The sequence below is a fragment of the Enterococcus sp. AZ191 genome (genome assembly GCF_051713845.1).
In the GTDB taxonomy this organism is placed as follows: Bacteria; Bacillota; Bacilli; order Lactobacillales; family Enterococcaceae; genus Enterococcus_B; species Enterococcus_B durans.
In genome coordinates, this window is record NZ_JBIOQS010000001.1 from 55735 (window position 1) to 75182 (window position 19448).

The 19448-nt window shown below is 39.1% G+C and carries 15 protein-coding genes; 4 read left to right on the forward strand and 11 right to left on the reverse strand.

What is annotated here, in order from left to right:
- Position 1 precedes the first annotated feature (1 nt).
- Positions 2–673: an ABC transporter permease gene (locus tag IGI47_RS00330; protein WP_376716948.1), complete on the forward strand. Its 672-nt coding sequence runs from the start codon at positions 2–4 to the stop codon at positions 671–673.
- Positions 674–735: 62 nt separating this feature from the next.
- On the opposite strand, the gene IGI47_RS00335 is transcribed toward IGI47_RS00330, so the two are convergent.
- The 3 genes from IGI47_RS00335 to IGI47_RS00345 all read right to left on the reverse strand — a co-directional run bounded on the left by IGI47_RS00335 (position 736) and on the right by IGI47_RS00345 (position 7060).
- Complete coding sequence (locus tag IGI47_RS00335; RefSeq protein ID WP_123862702.1) at positions 736–2559, reverse strand: amino acid permease; 1824 nt, start codon at positions 2557–2559, stop codon at positions 736–738.
- A 573-nt stretch (positions 2560–3132) separates the two neighbouring features.
- On the reverse strand, positions 3133–5838 hold the full coding sequence (locus IGI47_RS00340) for a YhgE/Pip family protein (protein ID WP_438782999.1): 2706 nt from the start codon (positions 5836–5838) through the stop codon (positions 3133–3135).
- Between the two features lie 277 nt (positions 5839–6115).
- Positions 6116–7060 (reverse strand): NADP-dependent oxidoreductase, encoded by a 945-nt coding sequence (locus tag IGI47_RS00345; protein ID WP_438783000.1) that lies wholly within the window; start codon positions 7058–7060, stop codon positions 6116–6118.
- Between the two features lie 169 nt (positions 7061–7229).
- On the opposite strand from IGI47_RS00345, the gene rpsN reads away from it, so the two are divergent.
- Entirely contained in the window at positions 7230–7499 is a 270-nt protein-coding gene (gene rpsN, locus IGI47_RS00350; protein ID WP_005875366.1) for a 30S ribosomal protein S14, read from the forward strand.
- Between the two features lie 164 nt (positions 7500–7663).
- Here the strand turns inward: rpsN and IGI47_RS00355 are convergent, their stop codons facing one another.
- The 6 genes from IGI47_RS00355 to IGI47_RS00380 all read right to left on the reverse strand — a co-directional run bounded on the left by IGI47_RS00355 (position 7664) and on the right by IGI47_RS00380 (position 13988).
- Positions 7664–8026 (reverse strand): type II toxin-antitoxin system PemK/MazF family toxin, encoded by a 363-nt coding sequence (locus tag IGI47_RS00355; RefSeq protein WP_005875364.1) that lies wholly within the window; start codon positions 8024–8026, stop codon positions 7664–7666.
- A gap of 10 nt (positions 8027–8036) precedes the next feature.
- Positions 8037–9158: an alanine racemase gene (gene alr, locus IGI47_RS00360; protein ID WP_438783001.1), complete on the reverse strand. Its 1122-nt coding sequence runs from the start codon at positions 9156–9158 to the stop codon at positions 8037–8039.
- A gap of 15 nt (positions 9159–9173) precedes the next feature.
- Positions 9174–9524, reverse strand: a complete 351-nt coding sequence (gene acpS / locus IGI47_RS00365) for a holo-ACP synthase (protein ID WP_311930479.1) — start codon at positions 9522–9524, stop codon at positions 9174–9176.
- Between the two features lie 130 nt (positions 9525–9654).
- On the reverse strand, positions 9655–11166 hold the full coding sequence (gene cshA / locus IGI47_RS00370) for a degradosome RNA helicase CshA (protein ID WP_005875359.1): 1512 nt from the start codon (positions 11164–11166) through the stop codon (positions 9655–9657).
- A 321-nt stretch (positions 11167–11487) separates the two neighbouring features.
- Complete coding sequence (locus IGI47_RS00375; RefSeq protein ID WP_438783003.1) at positions 11488–12840, reverse strand: UDP-N-acetylmuramoyl-tripeptide--D-alanyl-D-alanine ligase; 1353 nt, start codon at positions 12838–12840, stop codon at positions 11488–11490.
- A gap of 71 nt (positions 12841–12911) precedes the next feature.
- Positions 12912–13988 (reverse strand): D-alanine--D-alanine ligase, encoded by a 1077-nt coding sequence (locus IGI47_RS00380; RefSeq protein WP_005875355.1) that lies wholly within the window; start codon positions 13986–13988, stop codon positions 12912–12914.
- A 258-nt stretch (positions 13989–14246) separates the two neighbouring features.
- On the opposite strand from IGI47_RS00380, the gene IGI47_RS00385 reads away from it, so the two are divergent.
- Entirely contained in the window at positions 14247–15992 is a 1746-nt protein-coding gene (locus IGI47_RS00385) for an ABC1 kinase family protein (RefSeq protein ID WP_311930481.1), read from the forward strand.
- A gap of 104 nt (positions 15993–16096) precedes the next feature.
- On the opposite strand, the gene IGI47_RS00390 is transcribed toward IGI47_RS00385, so the two are convergent.
- Positions 16097–16540, reverse strand: coding sequence for a YaiI/YqxD family protein (locus IGI47_RS00390; RefSeq protein ID WP_311930482.1), 444 nt, complete (start codon positions 16538–16540; stop codon positions 16097–16099).
- Positions 16524–17897, reverse strand: a complete 1374-nt coding sequence (locus IGI47_RS00395) for a hypothetical protein (RefSeq protein ID WP_438783004.1) — start codon at positions 17895–17897, stop codon at positions 16524–16526. The genes IGI47_RS00390 and IGI47_RS00395 overlap by 17 nt, the downstream gene beginning before the upstream one ends.
- 375 nt (positions 17898–18272) lie before the next feature.
- On the opposite strand from IGI47_RS00395, the gene IGI47_RS00400 reads away from it, so the two are divergent.
- On the forward strand, positions 18273–19070 hold the full coding sequence (locus IGI47_RS00400; RefSeq protein WP_438783005.1) for a hypothetical protein: 798 nt from the start codon (positions 18273–18275) through the stop codon (positions 19068–19070).
- Positions 19071–19448 lie beyond the last annotated feature (378 nt).

The following is a 19448-nucleotide window of genomic DNA, read 5'->3' on the forward strand; positions in this document are numbered from 1 at the left end:
AATGGAAAATATGAACTGGTTTCAACAATTCATCGTTTATTTTCAAGAAAACGGCGCCTATGTCTTTTCACAATTCATCCGCCACTTTCTGATTTCGATTTACGGTGTATTATTTGCAGCAGTCATCGGGATTCCAATTGGGGTCATGGTTTCTCGCAAACGAAAATTAGCTAACTGGGTGATTCGCTTGGCAAATATCATCCAAACGGTGCCTTCATTGGCAATGATCTCTATTTTGATGATTGGCCTTGGATTAGGTGTCAATGTAGTGATCGTGACCGTCTTTCTTTATTCTCTATTACCGATCATCAAAAATACTTACACTGGGATGATCCAAGTAGATAAAGGAATCCTTGATGTCGGAAAAGGAATGGGGATGACAGCTACACAACGGCTATTTATGGTCGAACTTCCCCTTTCTGTGTCTGTTATCATGGCTGGGATCAGAAATGCCTTAGTTGTAGCCATCGGGATCACTGCTATTGGTGCCTTCGTTGGTGCAGGTGGCTTAGGGGATATCATCATTCGTGGGACCAATGCAACAGATGGAACATCAATCATACTAGCCGGTGCGTTGCCAACTGCTTTGATGGCTATCATTACCGATTGGGTCTTAGGAATCCTAGAACGCCGACTTGATCCAGCTGCGAAGACATCGAATAATCAAGGATAAAGTATTTCTAAACAAAAAGTGTGGGCTGAAAGTATTTTTTACTTTCCCCACACTTTTTTCAATTATTTTTTCAAATGATAACTATACGTACTGATCACGATATTTTCTCGCCATGACAAACGCAGACGTAAACGTAAGCTTGTTTGGTTATGCAAGATATTTTGCCATCTACGGTTCGGTACAAACTGTGGAATCAAGACAGTCGTTGTATAGTTTTGTTTTGCAGCATTCTTACTTACAAGATCCACATAACGGATGATCGGATTTTCGATCGAACGATAAGACGAATGGACTACGGAGAAACGAACATCTGGAAAATGCTTCTTAAATTCCGTTTCGATCTCTTTTTCCTTTTCCACATCTTCATCCAAGGAAACGTGCATTGCTACAACATAATCACCGATTGAACGCGCATAATTCAACGCACCGATATTTACTCGAGTCACATTTCCGACTAATACAAGTACTGTATTCCCATCGAAATCATGTAATTTCGCATCCGTTTCTAAACGAAGTTGCTCAGCTACTTTTTTATAATGATCGTGGATCTTATAGAAAATGAAAATGACGATCGGCATAATGATAAAGAACGGCCAGATATCGCCTAGACGATAAACAAACAAAATTGCAATGATGGCGTATGAGATAAATGCTCCTACGATATTTGCAATTGATTTTCCTAACCACTTCTTGCCTTCTTTTTTCCATTTGATGACCATCCCTGTTTGTGATAACGCAAATGGAATAAATACGCCGATTGAATACAATGGAATCAAACGCTCTGTTGAACCATGGAAAATGAATAGCAAGATGATTGATCCAAATGCTAAAGTCATGATCCCATTAGAGTACCCTAAACGATCTCCACGATCTTGGTACATATGAGGCATGAATTTATCTTTTGCCAAGTTAAAAGCTAAAACAGGAAAAGCTGAGAAACCAGTATTCGCAGCTACAGCTAAAATCAACGCAGTAGCAAATTGTAAAATGTAATATAAGATCCCATGACCAAAAACAGCTTGGCCGATTTGAGATAATACAGTTACTTCTTTTTCAGGGACAATTCCGTACCAATAGTTGATAAAGGTAATTCCTACAAAGAAGAATCCTAGAATCAACGCCATCATTGTCAAAGTTCCAGCGGCGTTTTTCGCCCGTGGTTTCTTGAAGAAAGGTACAGCATTACTAATTGCTTCAACCCCTGTCAGTGAAGATGAACCAGAAGAAAATGCTCGTAAAATCAAGGCAATGGACACACCTGGTACAGCAGCACCTGGTAAAGCTGTTGCATGTAACGGCATCGCACCTGTTAATATATTAAACAAACCAACAGCAATCAATAACGTGATGACGATAATGAACGTATACACTGGGAAGAGCAAGAACGAAGCCGACTCCCTTAACCCGCGTAAATTCAACATCATCAAAAGTAGCACGATTGCCACAGAAATTCCCACTTGATGCTCATATAGAGCTGGTATCGCCGAAGTAATTGCTTCTGCACCGGCTGAAACGGAAACTGCGACCGTCAACATATAGTCGATCAATAAAGACCCACCAGCGATCAAACCTGCGTTTTTACCAAGGTTCTCACTGCTTACGACATAAGCGCCTCCACCATGGGGATAGGCATGGATAATTTGACGATAGGATAACGTTAATGAAATCAATAGAATAATGACAAATGCTGCAATTGGTAACGAATACCAGATAGCTGCGGTCGACAATGCAACTAAAACCACTACGATCTGTTCTGTTCCATACGCAATGGAAGATAGCGCATCTGATGAAAGCAGAGCAAGCGCCGCAAATCGAGTCAATTTCTGGTCATCGTTGTCAGCTGATTTTAACGGCTTACCTACTAACAACCTTTTTAAGTAATCCAATTTTTTTACTCCTTTACACACATATTTGCTTCAAATGATTATTATCGAAGTTTTATATTAAACAAGATGTTATAGTACGCTCACAAAATATAAAAGTCAATAAAGTTTATTAAAAATAATTGGAAAAAAGTAGAAAAAAATCAATAGTTTTTTTCAATCGTACCTTAAAGTGAAAAGCGCCCAGCTGATATACATCGTTACACCTTTCTTGTTAAAATATGTAACATGGCTAATTTTCAATAAGCAGATGACTAGGCTACTCTTCATTCATCACACTTGGAAAAAGTAATTGAAAAATACCGTCTTCTTCGCTCGAAATCCAATAATTTTCTTCCTGTTTCTGATAATCAATATCCATGAAACAACTCTTTGAACGAAGCCCCTGTTTCTCAGACTATGAGGAACTATTTTCGTCTGGCCTACGATTCCAATCTGCTCTGTCCCTGTATCTTCCCCGATAATCGGCGTTTCAACGCTTGCATCTACGATAATAAGCCCCACCAAACAAAAATATGAGGAACTATTTTCGTCTGGTGGGGCTTATTACTTGATGCAGAGCAACGTTGAAACGGCCTAATGGAATATATGGCTCTTATGTGCTGCTTCTTTGAATTTGAGCATTTTTTCTTGTACGTATGGTGCTACGGCTGTTCCTACTATACCAAAGACTATGAATAGTGCGATCATGATCCAAATGGCTGGGATGGCGTTTGGCCAATAGATTCCGCCTGCTGATTCTCTCAATAGGTTGACCGCATGGGTAAATGGCAAGAATGGATTGATCATTTGGAAGAACTTCCCTGATACTTGGATCGGGTAGTTCCCACCACCACCGGAAATAGATAGTACTAAGATGATGATCGCTAATCCTTTCCCGACATTGTCGAACAAGGCAGCTAAAACATAGACGATCATCATAAAGGCTAAGCCGATCAATACAGCAAATAAGACGCTGTAAACTGGATTTTGGACATCTACGCCTAATAAGAAGATATTTCCTAGTGTAACGATCAAACTTTGTGCGACTGCCATAGTTAGGAATGTCAACATACGGGCAACGAATTGTTCACGTTTTGTAAAATTGTTTCGATCTTTTTTCCCTAAATAATAATCTGTTGTAGCGACACTCGATAGTAGTACCGCACCGACCCATAAACATAACGCTGTATAAAACGGTGTACTTGCTGAACCGTTGTTTGCGATTGGATAGAGTGCATTGGTTTTTAATTCTACAGGACTAGTAAAGAAGTCACTCTCTTTTGTTGCATCTAATTTCAAGAGTTTGATTACTTCTCCGAGATCTACCTCTTGTTCGCCTTTACGGATCGCGTCAGCGGCTTTTTGGATACCTGTCTTGATACTTGGCCAGTCATTGGTGATCAGGTCAGCAGCGGCATTTACAGCTGTTTCCACTTGAGGCATTTTTTCATTTACTGTCGACATCGTTCCGGTAATTTCGTTTTTCAACGTAGGCCAATCATTTTGGATGAAGTCAGCAGCCAAATTTAGTTTATTGGCTAGTACTGGCAGATCATTGTTGTATAGGTCTGCGCCTTTGTTAATTCCATCAACGATCGTTGCCATATTGCCATTCAACATGGTATTGGCATCATGGATCTCTTGCCCGATAGCAGGCATTTCTTTTTGATATTTTTCTAAGATTGCTACTGCATTCGTCATAGTAGCTTTTGTTGAACTTAACAATGAACCAAAGTCGATTTGATCTGCTTTGCTTAATGCACCTTGTGCTGTTTCGATCGTACTGATCACTTGGTTCAAGATAGACTCAACGGTTGAACTAGCTTGGGCTGGGTCAATAGCCGATACAAGACTATTCACGTTTTTAGCAGCATCTTGAACTTGTCCTAATAATGTTTTGACATCATCGATATTCCCACTTTGAATTGCTTGATTTAATGCTGTCACGCGTTCTTGCAGAATGCTTAACACAGGTTTTGCGTTATTTAACGCATCAATAATGTTTTGTAGCTTTGTATTCCCAGCATTTTCTTGCAATTTTGTTAGGAACGATACTAATTGATCAATCGCATTTTGTTGTTCTGGAATGCTATTGGCAAAATTCGTTAACACTTCACCAATTTTTTGTTTTTCATCATCTGTAAGCTGATTGTCCGAGATTGCCTGATTGATTGTTGAAGCTAACGAACTTGTCGTAGTCGCTACTTGTCCAATCGAATCAAGTGTCGTTTTGACGCTTGTGGTAATACCAGGTAGCGCGTCTTTCAGCTGATTTGCACCAGCTTTAGTCTGTGAAGCGAGGTTATTGGCCTGCCCTTCCAGATTTTTGACATCTGGCAAAATATCTTGGACTTGTTGAATGATCGTCAAGCCTTGTTTCGCTTCATTGATTCCTTGGTTCATCGTTTCTTGGATCGATGAAAAGTCTCCATCGATTTCAGCTAATTGTTTTCCAGCATTCTGGATCTCCGGAATCTTTTGTTGCAAGTCTAAAATGATTTTTGCTTGCTCTTGTAGTTGAGGCATTTTGCCGTTTAATTCAACGACTTTTTGCCCCATCTCATCGACTTCTGGTAAATAATCGATGAATTCATTGGCTTTATTCAATTTTTCTTTGATGTCTGGTAGTTGCTTTTGCAAGTCAAGCACTTGCTGCGTATACCCATCGATTGTATCTAGATTTTCATCCGTAGATAGAATCATTGATTTTACTTTGTTGATGCTGACAAGATTTGAATCGATATCATAACCAATCTCATTGAAGACCTTCAACAAAGTAGAACTAGCTGTTTTGATGAATTCATCTGAGATCTGTGTTTGGATCGCGGTTGCTCCTTTATCTGTGATTTTCGGAGCGATGGCATTGATCTTTTCGTTCACTGTGTACTCGATTTTAGGTTTATTGATGTCTCCACTTGTAAAACTCAATAAGTCCTCAGAGAAATCTTCTGGCAGGTAGATACCTGCATAATATTCTCCTGAACGTACACCGTCTTCTAATTCTTTTTTTGAATCAACGAATTGCCATCCAAGTTGTTTATTGTCATGAAGTGACTTGATGACTTCTTTGCCAATTGCAATTTCTTTCCCTTGGAATTCTGCCGGCTTGTCTGCACTGTAGACAGCGATTGGCAGCTCCCCTGTATTTCCATATGGGTCCCATAATGCTTTGATATTGAACCATGCATACAATGAAGGGATAATCATAATCGCAATGATCAAAATTGTTGCAATTGGATTTTTAAAAATCCTTTTCCAATCAAGTAGGTATAACTTCAATGTATTTTTGATTGAACGCATAAATATCCCCTTCTTCTTTTTTTCAGCTGAATTACTTTACCATGTAAATCATGTAATTTTCAATTCTCTTTTTTCAAAAACAGCAATAATTTTGACACATAGCTGGAATTGTCCTATTCTACTCTTGCATAAATGAACGAATGATTAAATTTTACATGTTTTACTTTATCATTTATTGAAGAAGAAAGATATTTTTACGCTAATACTGTACTAGAATTATGAAAAGTCTAAGGGTGGTATAAACAAATTTTCATAAAATTCCTAAAAATAGCAAATTTCAATCAAAAGTCAAAATGATTTTGCCTGTTGTAGAGTGCCCTTCTAATTGTTGATGTGCCCAAATCACGTTTTCTATCGTAGCCGGTAATTCTTTCCCCACAAAAATATGAAAATCACCATTTTGACATGCGTTGAATAAGTGAGTAAACGCTTCTTGGTCCTGATATTCTTTTCTAGGTATAAAAGGTTCATAGAATCCTATCTTTTTTTGATGTAGTTCTAGGGAAGGAAGATCATTCAAGGCGATGTATCTTCCACCCTCTTTCATGATTTGGATACCAGATTCACCTTTTACGCTCCCTTTTGTTGCATCGATCACAGTATCTGCCTGATTTTGGAACTTTATGCCAGGATTTTCTTGATCATATGCAGAAAAATCAGAAACTCCAAGTTGACGTATCTTTTCTTCATTCTTTTTAGAAGCACTGGCGAGTGTTCGGATTCCTCTCATATGAAGTAATTGGATCAAGCTAGTTCCTACCGCTCCCGATGCCCCTTCAATCATTACTGTATCGGTTGGTTGAAGATCTAGCAGGTGATTGATTAGATTGTAGGCGGTAATCCCCGGTGTGACAATTGCTGCCGCTTCTGACCAACTCATTTTTTCTAGGATTTTAGCCGCTTTCCCCACTGGTAAGACGATTTCTTCTCCATAAGCTCCTGATATTGGGTGAACTGCCACTCGGTCTCCCACTTTAAAAGATTGAACATCCGCTGCTACTTCCGTTACGATTCCCGCACCATCGTTTCCCAAGACATAGGGAAACGTCAATTTGCGTACTTCTTGCATGCTACCTGAACGCAAAGCAATATCATAAGGGTTGATTCCGAACGCTTTCATTTTTACCCGAATATGATTTGCGGTCAATTTCCTTGGTTCCGCAGTGATACGTTTAAAGACTTCTATTGCTGGTCCATACCCTGTAATCCCTAATCTTTCCATCTTCTTTGCACCCCTTTTTACTTTTAGTTTACGTTCCCTCGTTCCATTTGACAAAAAATGCGCCTTATTTTGAATAAATCCAAATAAATTGCGTTTATTTACTGTTTATGTTAAAGTAGCATTTCCGAAAAACGAAATCTTTACGATTTATAAAAATGGAGGAAAGAATATGGCAAAAAAATCAAAAATCGCCAAAGTAAAAAAACAACAAGCTACGATTGAGCGCTATGCCGCTTTACGCCAAGAATTAAAAGCCAATAAGGACTATGAAGGATTAAGACAACTTCCTTTAGACGCTCGTCCGGAACGCTTAAAAAATCGGGACTTGATCGATGGACGTCCACGCGGCTACATGCGTAAGTTTGGCATGTCTCGGATCAAATTCCGTGAATTAGCGCATCAAGGATTGATCCCTGGCGTAAAAAAAGCAAGTTGGTAAGCCAATCTTGCAGTAAGTAAACAAAGAAACCTAGATTCAGGACACTTTCTCGTGTGTTTGGATCTAGGTTTCTTTTTGTTCTTCTATTTTCATTTTATCCGTTCGGTAAAACATACGCACGACTGAGCTTCATCAATCCTTTTATATGTAAAGGCGTAATGCTTTTATTTAGTGACAGGCGCCAACGCTTCGATGCCTACACTGATTTTTAATGCACGATCAACATCTGTCATGATCCCACGATCCAAATGACAGACTTTTTCTTTCAGTCTTGATTTGTCGATTGTTCTGATTTGCTCGAGTAAAATGACGGAATCCCGTTCAATTCCTGTCCCCGTTGCTTTGATCCCTATATGCGTAGGTAATTTAGGCTTTGCCATTTTTGCCGTGATTGCCGCAACAATAATCGTAGGACTAAAGTGATTGCCTAAATTATTTTGAATGACTAAGACGGGACGGGTCCCGCCCTGTTCTGATCCCACGACTGGAGAAAGATCAGCAAAATAAATATCTCCTCTTTTAACCATAGGATTCTCCTTAATCTTGATATTCTCTAGGAATCCGTGTTCCTAGTACACAGGCTACTTCATAATGGATCGTATCGATATGATCCGCCACTGCTTGCATTGTTACTTCTTGTCCATGATTCTTACCGATCAAGGTTACTTTTGTTCCAATAGAAAATTCGTGAGGTAGACGCACCATGATTTGATCCATACAGACACGACCAACGATTTCACAAAAATCCCCTTCTACTAAAACTGAAAATCCTTGCATTTTCCGCAACCAACCGTCTGCATAACCAATAGGGATCGTTCCGATCCACTCTGCTTCGCTAGTCGTATAGGTCTTGCCATAACCAATACATTCTCCTTTAGCCAATTGTTTCACTTGGATCAACTCTGATACTAATTCAAGTGCGGGCTGTAAAGGGTATGTTTCAGCCAACGCATGACCAGAAGGATTCAGTCCATACATCGCTACCCCAAAACGAATCATATTGCCGATTGGTTCATCATGCCATAGTGCTGTGGCACTGTTGCTGACATGGATATATTTCGGTAATTCAGGCATTACATCGAGCATTTCGATAAATCTCTTTTGTTGTAGTTTCCAATAAGTATCGTCAGCTTGGTCAGCTGTTGAAAAATGGGTATAGATTCCTTCCCAGTTCAGCAAAGAACTATCCTGAATGAACGTCACAGCGCTTACGGCATCTTTTGGAGTCGTAAAGCCGATTCTGCCCATTCCAGTATCTACTTTTAGGTGCAGTGAAAGAGGATGGTTTATTCCACGAGCAGACAGGAACTCTGCCGCCTCATTCAACCATTCTTGGTTTCCTACAGTGATGGATAGATCGTGAGCAACAGCTAACGTCAGCGCATCGATTGGAATCATGTTCAATACTAGAATCGGCTGTGTAAAGCCGGCTTCTCTCAATTCGATTCCTTCATCCAGGTTAGATACACAAAAACCGGTAGCTCCCCCAGCAACAGCAGCTTCAGCGGTCTGGATTGCTCCATGTCCATAACCATTTGCTTTGACAACAGCAAATAATTCTTTCCCTTTAGGTAATCGATCCACTTCATTTTTCACGTTTTCAGTAATAGCTTTTGTATGTATAACTGCTCTTGTAGGACGGTGCCAAGCGACAACCATATTTTTTCCTTCTTTCTACTCTTCTAAAATAATTTGTGCATAGGCGACTTCATCCGTATGCGTGATACTGACCCAAACTTTCCCACTATAAGGTGATTTTGTCACCACGGGCTGTCCTGCATCATTTTTTAAGATTTCGATTTCTTGAAAGGTCACTTTGCCAATGCCGGTTCCCCACGCTTTGGAAAATGCTTCTTTGCAAGCATATCGCCCACCTAAAAATTCTACCTGCCGATGAAAAGGCAGTTCACGAAATTGATCGATTTCGTTAGACGTTAGCACACGGTCAATAAATTTTTGTTTTTCTTTGATGATCTTCGCAATCCTAGGTAATTCAACTGCGTCAATACCAATTCCTTTTATCATATACTTTTCTCTCTTCAAAAATTCTAGAACACTCTCATTCTACCAAATTCTCGCTATTTTACCACCAATATGTATAGAAATAACAAAAATGAAAGTTTCTCTTAAAAAAAGAGAAACTTTCATTTTGTTATTAATCATTATTTGTGCGAATCACAAAACCACGTTTTTTATCGTTTTGACGTTTACCGCCATCTTTTTGGTGGCTACTGTTTTTGTTATATCCACCTTTAGATTTGTTTCCACGATAATTCCCATTATCACGGCGATTACGGTTATTGCCGCCACCACGTTTACCATTCTTGTTGTAGCCTTTTTTCTGCATAGGCAATGGACGTTCTGGTGTGATTTTAACTGGGACTGCGTCTGAAGGATCTTTTGCTGTTGTTTTTAATAACAACGCTACTAGATCTTGAGCAGAATATTCTTCTAAAAGCTTATCAGCTGTTTGAAGATATTTGTCTAACCCATTTTCTTCCAATTTTGCTTCGATTTGTTCGATTGCTGCGCCTAGTTGTCCTTTGAATGCTTCTTTTTCAGTAGGAGGACGCAATGTAGTCATACGTTTTTTCGTTAAGTTTTCAATGACATGAAGATAATCCATCTCATTTGGTGTAACAAAAGTTACTGACATCCCGCCTTTTCCTGCACGCCCTGTACGACCGATACGGTGAACATAGCTTTCTGGATCTTGAGGGATATCATAGTTGTACACGTGCGTCACACCTGAGATGTCTAGTCCACGAGCCGCAACGTCTGTCGCAACTAAAATGTCTAGATGTCCGCTTTTGAATGAGCGTAATACACTCATACGTTTTTGTTGTGAAAGATCTCCGTGAATTCCTTCTGCTCGATAGCCACGAGCTTCTAGTCCACGAGCTAATTCGTCCACACGTCGTTTTGTACGCCCGAAAACAATCGTTAATTCAGGTGATTGTACATCAAACAAACGAGTCATGATGTCAAATTTTTCATATTCTTTTGCACGTACATAGTATTGATCGATCAAATCAGCAGTCATTTCTTTTGTTTTGATTTTCACGTGCACTGGATCTTTCATGAATTTCACGCCGATATTTTTGATCGCTGGAGGCATCGTTGCTGAGAACAATAATGTTTGTCTTTGGTCAGGAACTCTAGAGATGATACTTTCGATATCTTCTAAGAAGCCCATATTCAGCATTTCGTCTGCTTCGTCTAATACTAGTGTTTCAACAGTCCCTAATTTCAATGTGTGACGGTTGATGTGGTCTAACATACGTCCTGGTGTACCGACAACGATATGTGGACGATCTTTTAATCCACGGATTTGACGGCCGATATCTGCTCCACCGTAGACAGCTTGCACGCGTACACGTTTGTCGCGCCCAAGACGGTAAAGTTCTTCTTGTGTTTGGATTGCTAGTTCACGAGTTGGTGAAATAACTAATCCTTGTAGTTCGTTACGATTTGTATCGATTTTTTCTAACATTGGCAAACCAAAAGCAGCCGTTTTACCAGTTCCTGTTTGTGCCTGTCCGATCACGTCTTTTCCAGACAATGCTAAAGGAATTGTTTCTGACTGGATTGGTGTTGCTTCTTCAAAGCCTGCACGCTCTACTGATTTCAATAATTCTGGTGATAATTCTAGTTCTTTAAATTTCAAATGAATCCTCCTATATGGTTGTTAACTGAGGATGTAGCTTAATTTTTGCTACCCCGTCGATTGTTCGGTCAAAGTGTTTGGTTCTTTTTGACAGTGGCCACGCACGTTTTTATCCATTCTTAGCCCCTGTGGCACCACCGAAAAATCACTTTGCGAAGTTTAGGCATTAGAAAAGCCAAACGGGTCGCGTTCAGCTTTATCATTATTATGACATCTGGCTCTAGCAATTTACGTTATGATAAAACCAGTCCAATTTCTCTTCATCTTTCGGCAATAGGTTATTCTAGCATGATTTTTCATTTTCTGCAAGTTTACAGTTCATCATTTCATTTCCAATAGCTGTTGAACGACCTCATTCAGTTTCATACTATTGCTTCCCTTTAATAGAATACTATCCTCAGGGTGCAATTCTTCTTTGATTGCTTTGATCAATTCTTCTTTTTCTTTTTCAACATAAACGACTGATAATGCGGGATATTGTTTTTCTAATGCTTCTTTCAATGCGCGCATCTGTTGCCCATACAAAAAGACTACAGCATACTTATCGGGCTTGATATGTTCACTCATACTTGCATGCATCTGCAAGGAATCTGGTCCCAACTCAAGCATGTCTGCAAGCACAGCGATTCGTCTGCCTTCAGAGGGGAGTTGACCAAAAGTATCCAGAACTAAGCCCATGGCGGTTGGATTGGCATTGTAGACATCACTTAAAATGGAGGCACCATTACCTGCTGTCAGCCATTCTGTACGGTTTTGTGTCACAGCGACATTTGCTAAACCAAGACGGATTTCTTCAATAGATAACCCAAAAAAGCGGCCTACTGTATAAGCAATCAGCGCATTGGTCACATTATAACTACCTGGAAGAGGGATCATAAAGTGGTCGTTTGCTACTTTAAAGTTTGTTTCTGTCTTTTCTTCTTTTTCAACAGTGGCATCGACATCTCCTGAACCAATCCCAAATGTTTGCACACATTGTGTCAAATTCTTTGTGAGTGGTTTTAATAGCGGCTCTGCTTCTGGAATAACCAATAAACCGTCCGATGCAAGCCCATCTACGATCTCCATCTTCGCTTTAGCGATTCCTTCTCGAGAACCAAGGTTTTCGATATGCGCTTCTCCGATCATCGTGATTACCGCAACTTTAGGGTGGGCTAACAAAGAAAGCGCAGTGATCTCATTGGCATGATCCATCCCCATCTCTAAAACGATTTTTTCTGTTTCATCAGGCATATGCAAGATGGTGTAAGGCAAACCAATATTATTATTGTAATTTCCTTGTGTCTTGTACGTATGGAATTTTTGCGATAATACTGATGCAGTCAAATCTTTCGTAGTTGTTTTGCCATTGCTCCCAGTCACCGCGATAACATCCGCGCCAACCTTCTCTAAGTAGTATTTAGCTAGATCCTGCATTGCTACTAATGTATCTTTTACAATGATCACTGGAATTCCTTGCGGAGCTTTTGCTGGTTCTTTGCTCCACAGCGTAGCCGAAGCACCTTGTTCAATTGCTTGCTGAATAAATTCATGCCCGTCCCTTGCTCCAGCTAAGGGGACAAATAGATCACCGGCTTTGATTTTACGACTATCAAATTCCACTCCAGTTATCTTACCTGATTCCTCATTCCCGCTACCGACTGCTTGCGCGATTTCTTGTATCGTTAATTTCATGAAAACCTTCCTTTTCGCATATAAAAGCCAGAACAAGCGTATTTGACACTTGATCCAGCTTCATTCTGGTTTTATTTATTTACTTCAAAAAAACTTTGGCGTTGGTTGAAGCGATTGATTCCTAGTTGGATCAGTTCTTCAATCAAATCTCCGTATTTTAATCCCATGTTTTCCCATAGTAGAGGATACATACTAAATTGAGTAAATCCAGGCATTGTATTCAATTCATTTAAGAAAAGCTCATTTTTATTTGTTAAGAAGAAATCACAACGGCTCAAGCCACTTCCGCCTAACATCGTATAGGCAAGTTTCGCATACTCCTGTGCTTTTTGATACACTTCTTCTGGAACTTCAGCAGGGATCTGCATTTCGATTTTATTATTGATGTATTTTGCATCATAGTCATAGAAAGCCACATCTTTTACTACTTCACCAGGTAACGTGGTGCGTACATCCTCATTTCCAAGGACTGCAACTTCGATCTCACGAGCCTCGATCCCTTGTTCAACGATTGCACGTGAATCATATTGGTATGCAGTCGCTAACGCATTTTGTAATTCTTCCCGATTTTCCGCTTTGGAGATCCCTACGCTTGATCCCATATTCGCAGGTTTGACGAACATCGGATAAAGTAAAGAGCCTTCACATTGGTCAAAAACTTTTTTAGGATTTTCTTTCCATTGATTTTTCAATACTGGGACATAAGGAACTTGTGGCACTCCCCCGGCCTGTAAAATGTACTTCGTCATGATCTTGTCCATTGCACATGCACTCGTCAACACACCCGCGCCCACATAAGGTAAATTCAATGTTTCTAAAAATCCTTGGATCGTGCCATCTTCTCCATTTGGTCCATGCAGAACTGGGAAAACAATCGTTCCTTCTTCTTTGATTTCTCCAGGATTGATCACCTTTCCAGTAAAGCCGTCTGTTACTTTTCCACTCGGGTCCCAAGTCAGATGCAACTCATCTTTGCTGGCTGGTTTTTCTGTTAATAATGGTCCTTTGACCCATTGACCATCTTTACTGATAAATATAAGTTGCACTTGATAATACGCATAATAAATAGCATTCAAGACTGAAAACGCTGAAAGAATCGAAACATCATGTTCTTCACTGCGTCCGCCATATAGTAAAGTAATCTTCAAAAGATTGTCCTCCTGTATTCTAAATCATTCAGTGATTTATTTCATATTCTAGCACAAAAAAGATGGTTGTGAAAGAAGCGTTTCGTGTTGAATCGTAGGAAAAAATGCAAGAAATAGATCCTCACTTTTTTTAGATTCTTGTCTAATAATGATGATTTGCTGATTATAAAAATTCGATTAAGGGATTGTAAAATATACCGTCAAGTTAGTTGTTCCTTTTTTCCTTTCCAGTTATGATAATAGAAAGGAGTGAGCTACATGTCAAAATCAACTTCTCGCAGCCGTTTAGCAGAAATCATCAAAATATTTATCAAATATAATGTCGTTCCTAACTTTGTCCAGCAAAAAAATCCTGAACAAGTGAAAACTGCCTTCGAAGAATTAGGACCAACATTTATCAAAATCGGTCAAATGTTATCCGTACGTGACGACTTGCTTTCAACTAAGTTTACAAAAACGTTCAAAACCTTACAGGATAGTGTCCCTAGTGATAGCTATCTAACCGTAAAAAAAACAATCGAATCAGAGTTGGACTTATTGATCGAAGATATTTTTGAAGAGTTTACCAAAGCTCCTTTTGCCTCAGCTTCTATGGGTCAAGCACACCACGCAAAGTTAAAAAATGGCGACACTGTGGTCGTTAAAGTCCAACATCCAAATATTGCTGAAGAGATCATGTTGGATCTGCAACTTTTTGAAAGAGCTCTTCCTTTGATCAAATACATTCCTGAAACTAGCGTAGTAGATTTGAATGGTGTGCTACAAGAAGTACGGCGCTCATTGACGAATGAATTGGACTTTTTTAAAGAAAGTAAGAATGGCGTATTATTTTATGAAAAGAATGACCATTGGCAAGCGATTCGCAGTCCAAAAATCTATGAAGCTTTTTGTTCGAAAAAAGTGATCGTGATGGAAGCAATGCCTGGAGAAAATTTAAACCATTTAATGAACATAACAGCTGATGAACCACCACTAATTGAAGGGTATGAAAATCAGCAATTAAAACAAAGCATCGCAAAATTGTTAGTCGAAAATTTTATGAAACAAGTGTTCGATGATGGCTTTTTCCATGCCGATCCTCATCCTGGGAATATTTTATTCCATCTATTGACCCCCGATGAGTTGAGCCACAACCAAACAACCGAAACAAAAAAACGACAAAAAGAATTTCATTCGATCAGTGTGACAGCTACTTCTCGTGTCACGAAACAAGCCGCCCCTTATACGCTGAACTATATTGATTTTGGCATGATGGGCCAACTATCGCTGACACTTCGCCAACGCTTGACAGAAGCTGTCATTGCGTTATACACCAAAGATAATTATCGTATTGAGAAGGCTGTTTTACGGCTTTGCCAACAGGAAGGTTCTTTTGATGAAAGTAATTTCCATCAAGAACTGGCCACCTTTCTTGAACAATATACCGATTCTCCCATCGAAGAAATCGAGATCCAAGAGGTCTTCACTCAAATCGTTGTGATCTGTCACCAAAACAATTTACAGTTTGATCGCGATATCACTCTATTACTCAAAGCTTTTAGTACATTAGAAGGTGTGATTCGTGTGTTAGATCCTGAAATGTCATTGATGGAGATTGCCACACCATTTGCTCAGAATTATTTTTTCACTCATTTAGAAATCGAAGAAACATTGAAGAAAACGGGATTAGACTTATTAAGCGGGTTGAAAACTGCACCGAAACTTCCCCAACAACTGCATCATCTACTTGAGATATGGACCTCAGGGCAAGGAAAAGTGAATTTAGAGATCAAAAAGCAAGAAGATCTATTGAGTCGTATAGAAAACATGGTCAATCGGATCGTTTTCGGCGTGATCCTTGCTGCATTGATCGTAGGAGCCTCACTTTTAGTACAAGCCGCACCAGATGATCGTTTCAATGTCATCTCCATCTTAGGGATTTGTACCTATGCGATCGCTGCGTTAGTCATTATCTTCTTAGCCATCGATTCATTGATCCAGTTGTATAAGAAAAGAAGAAAATAATCTCCATACAAAAAAACGAGCAATACAAAAAACGTATTGTTCGTTTTTCTCTCCAATTTCTCAAACCGAAACGACTTTTGTCTCGACCTCATGTTTAATTTCAACTATTTTTCCGCCAATGCTTGCTCAAAAGCAAGCCGAAAAGCTGTATGGTCTTCTTTCGTAAAGGGTTTGGGCCCTCTAGTTCTCAGACCAGCTTTTCTCATTTTCCCACTGTGATACCGTTGCTCTAAAAGTGAACCAATGTTACTTTCATCAAATTCTTTTCCAGATTGATGAAAGACCCGTACACCTTTTGGCAAAACGAGTGATGCCAGACCATAATCTTGGGTGACTAAAAAATCTCCTCGATGAATCAAACCTACGATTTTAAAATCTGCACTATCTGTACCACGATCAACATACACGAGTTGCACATTTGAGGGATATTCTTTTGTAGTATAGTGATCGACACTTGTCACAATCACTACTTCAAGCTTTTTTTTGCTGGCTAAATCAATGACATCCTCTTTGACTGGTGATCCATCTCCATCAATGAATAGGCGCATGTTTTTCATCTCGCTTCCATAGTAAATAGACTGTGATAACGCCTAACAACAATAGGCCCACGTTTCCCCATTTAGTATAAGTCATCAATTGAACACTTGAACTTGGCACACTTAACTTTCCTGTTAATCGCAACAGCAAAGCTACTGGCTCACCCATCAAGCGAGCAATGACCAACATCCAAACCATCAACAAAAATTGATGCGTCACACTTCCCTTGTTTTGGGTAGTAAATTTTGTGATGATTCTGCGGTCCATTGGAATTTCTGTTTCAATCTCATAATATTCGTGGTTCAGCCAACTGCTAGCAACCGCATGCCAAAAACTGAGTAAAAACAGCCCTGGAACAAATCCATACGGCACTAAAAGAACAAGCAATGAAAGAAAGAGGCCAGCAAGTTGGACAACAAGCGGTGTAGCTGAGAAACCTCGTAACAACCTATTGCCAATAAGTTTTGCTAAAATCATTCCTGCAATATATGGCAAGTACATATCAATTGCCAAGCGATCAAAACCATAGACTCTTCCTACGTAGATCGTACTGAATAAAAACAAGAAATTGCCTAGCATCCCATTTAAAAAGGTATAGAGATTCATCCATGTTGGCAGCTTCCAGTTTTTCATCGCCCTGCCTAAATAAAAGGCTGCCAAAACAAATAACAATAAAAAACCATAAACCGCAATATCGAACAGTTCAGGATCAACTAGTAATCGCGCGTTACGCAGCAAAAACAAAAGGATGAAGAAACCAATAAAGAGGACAAATTCTTTGGTTGCTACTAAATTGGATTTGATGTCCTTGAAATCTAATTCATAGCGCGGATAGTGACTGACTGTGTGATAAGCCATAATGTAAAACAACGTATAAACAGCTAGTGTAACGACGATCTGTGAGGCGCCAGGAAGACCGATCGCACGAAACAATAAGAGCAATAAAAGGATTGCAAATGGGTATTTATTGGCTGTCATGTTCGTAAATCCCTGATGTTTTTCATGCGCATTCACAGTAATATTTGCCGGAACTAGCCACGAAGCACTCAAGCCCAATAAAATACTTGATAAATAAAACAAAGGAAAATAGATGACACCTAGAATGCCTAATAGTGAGCCCGCTCCTCCCATCAGTAAAGAGATCATCAGTAAAGTATAGCTATCTAATCCAAACCGCAGACTACTGATTAAAAATAGTCCCGTCATGCGAAACGTATAAAAAAGCGTAAATGGTAAAATGGATAGCCAGCCATTACCATCACTTAAGCTTAAAAATAAAAGATACGGAATCAAAATGACCGTATTACTTAAAATAAACGGCGTAGTTTGCGTAAAATTACGACCGAATTGTTTGATTTTTTCGTACATAAAAAAGCTCCTTAGCTACTTATTCAATTTTATAATTTAAAATCATTCTAGCATTAATTGTAGCAGAAACCAATTTTAGTAAATAACCAAACACTTTTACTAGCAAAACCGCAGCCGAGGTTTTGAAAACAAACTTTTTTATACTGAAAAAAGTTGAACGAATCTGGCTCATTCGAACACTCGTCTTCCATGCCTTTAAGCCTCTCCCTTCAACCACATTAGAAAATCGTCCTATGTATAAATAGAAAAAATACCTTTCAAAAATTTCTTTTTTAGGAAAAAAGGAGATTTAAAGACTGCCTCTACTAAACGATGCTTCATGATAAAATGAAAAAACAGCATAGATACGTAAATAATCGTAAGGAGCGTGAAAACATGGAACTGTTAGAAAAAGAATCCTTTTATTATAATTTCAATGATCGCTTAATCGAACCTGTAGAGTGCGCTTTTTTTACAGAAGAAAATTACAAGGGGTACGCCAGCCATCAAGAAGCCGTCTTGGCTTACCTCACGTATATGAATCGGAAATGGTCAATCCAAGTACCTCAGCTCGTACCAGGATTAAAACAAAAGCTAGATCAAGTACCAGATGTAGAGATCACTTTGACGCCTGAAATAAAGCAAGCCATAGAGATGAGGGTTGATGCCCAGATTAAAGCTGACATGATAACAAAAGAAGCCACAGGCTTTCCCATATATGGCGAACCCGTGCAACAATATAGAGCAAGAATCATACGGGAACGAATAGGGTATAGAAAAGGTTGGGAAGCCGATGTTAAACAATTCCCTCAATTATATAAATTAACCGCAGACGTAAAACTTGTCTACATAGATGTTCCCTCTTTTGATTCTTATAATGGATTCCCTATTCGCGTGAATCCTCAAATGATGCAAGCTGTGGCACTCATATCGGAAAATTTTTTCGCGGAAGATGGAGAATATGAATCGGCTTTTCTTAGCTACGTTGGTATACAGCGAACACGCAAAGACTTTTGGAAAGTCAATGATCTCTTATTCCCTGATAAAAAGAATTTAGTGATCTACCAATGGAACAACGACTTTACAAATATCTATAATGATGGCAGAGAAGACGATGGGGCATTTTTATGGTCGGTCTATGACCCTGAAAACAAACAATTTACCGTGATGGATATCGTGCTCATCATAGACTAAAAACAAAAGTAGGGAAAAAATGGAACTATGAAAAAACCTATCACTTAAACGGTAGAATATAGTCTCTATAAAAATTATTGATTGGATTATTACATAGTAAATCGCAAAAGCTTTGGACACCATGCTCTCAGCCACATAATTTCCTGATACTAAGCTTAGAACTGACTATACATAATATGCCAGTATATTCTTTTGGATACATAAAAATTGGGTTCTATAATATTTGGTGTTGTTACTCTTAGAAGTAGGAACGCCAATCCTTTTTTTATAAAAAAAGGAAACGCCGAAACGTCTCCCTTTTACGATTTAATTCAAAACAACACGATTTGACGAAGAGCCAAAAAAAAGAAGTTCTAGTTGAAACTTCCTTTTTTACTT

Coding starts and splice junctions, on each gene's coding strand:
- IGI47_RS00330 (WP_376716948.1), top strand. CDS start 2: ATGGAAAATATGAACTGGTTTCAACAATTCATCGTTTATTTTCAAGAA.
- IGI47_RS00340 (WP_438782999.1), bottom strand. CDS start 5,838: ATGCGTTCAATCAAAAATACATTGAAGTTATACCTACTTGATTGGAAA.
- IGI47_RS00345 (WP_438783000.1), bottom strand. CDS start 7,060: ATGGAAAGATTAGGGATTACAGGGTATGGACCAGCAATAGAAGTCTTT.
- rpsN (WP_005875366.1), top strand. CDS start 7,230: ATGGCAAAAAAATCAAAAATCGCCAAAGTAAAAAAACAACAAGCTACG.
- IGI47_RS00355 (WP_005875364.1), bottom strand. CDS start 8,026: ATGGTTAAAAGAGGAGATATTTATTTTGCTGATCTTTCTCCAGTCGTG.
- alr (WP_438783001.1), bottom strand. CDS start 9,158: ATGGTTGTCGCTTGGCACCGTCCTACAAGAGCAGTTATACATACAAAA.
- acpS (WP_311930479.1), bottom strand. CDS start 9,524: ATGATAAAAGGAATTGGTATTGACGCAGTTGAATTACCTAGGATTGCG.
- IGI47_RS00375 (WP_438783003.1), bottom strand. CDS start 12,840: ATGAAATTAACGATACAAGAAATCGCGCAAGCAGTCGGTAGCGGGAAT.
- IGI47_RS00385 (WP_311930481.1), top strand. CDS start 14,247: ATGTCAAAATCAACTTCTCGCAGCCGTTTAGCAGAAATCATCAAAATA.
- IGI47_RS00390 (WP_311930482.1), bottom strand. CDS start 16,540: ATGCGCCTATTCATTGATGGAGATGGATCACCAGTCAAAGAGGATGTC.
- IGI47_RS00395 (WP_438783004.1), bottom strand. CDS start 17,897: ATGTACGAAAAAATCAAACAATTCGGTCGTAATTTTACGCAAACTACG.
- IGI47_RS00400 (WP_438783005.1), top strand. CDS start 18,273: ATGGAACTGTTAGAAAAAGAATCCTTTTATTATAATTTCAATGATCGC.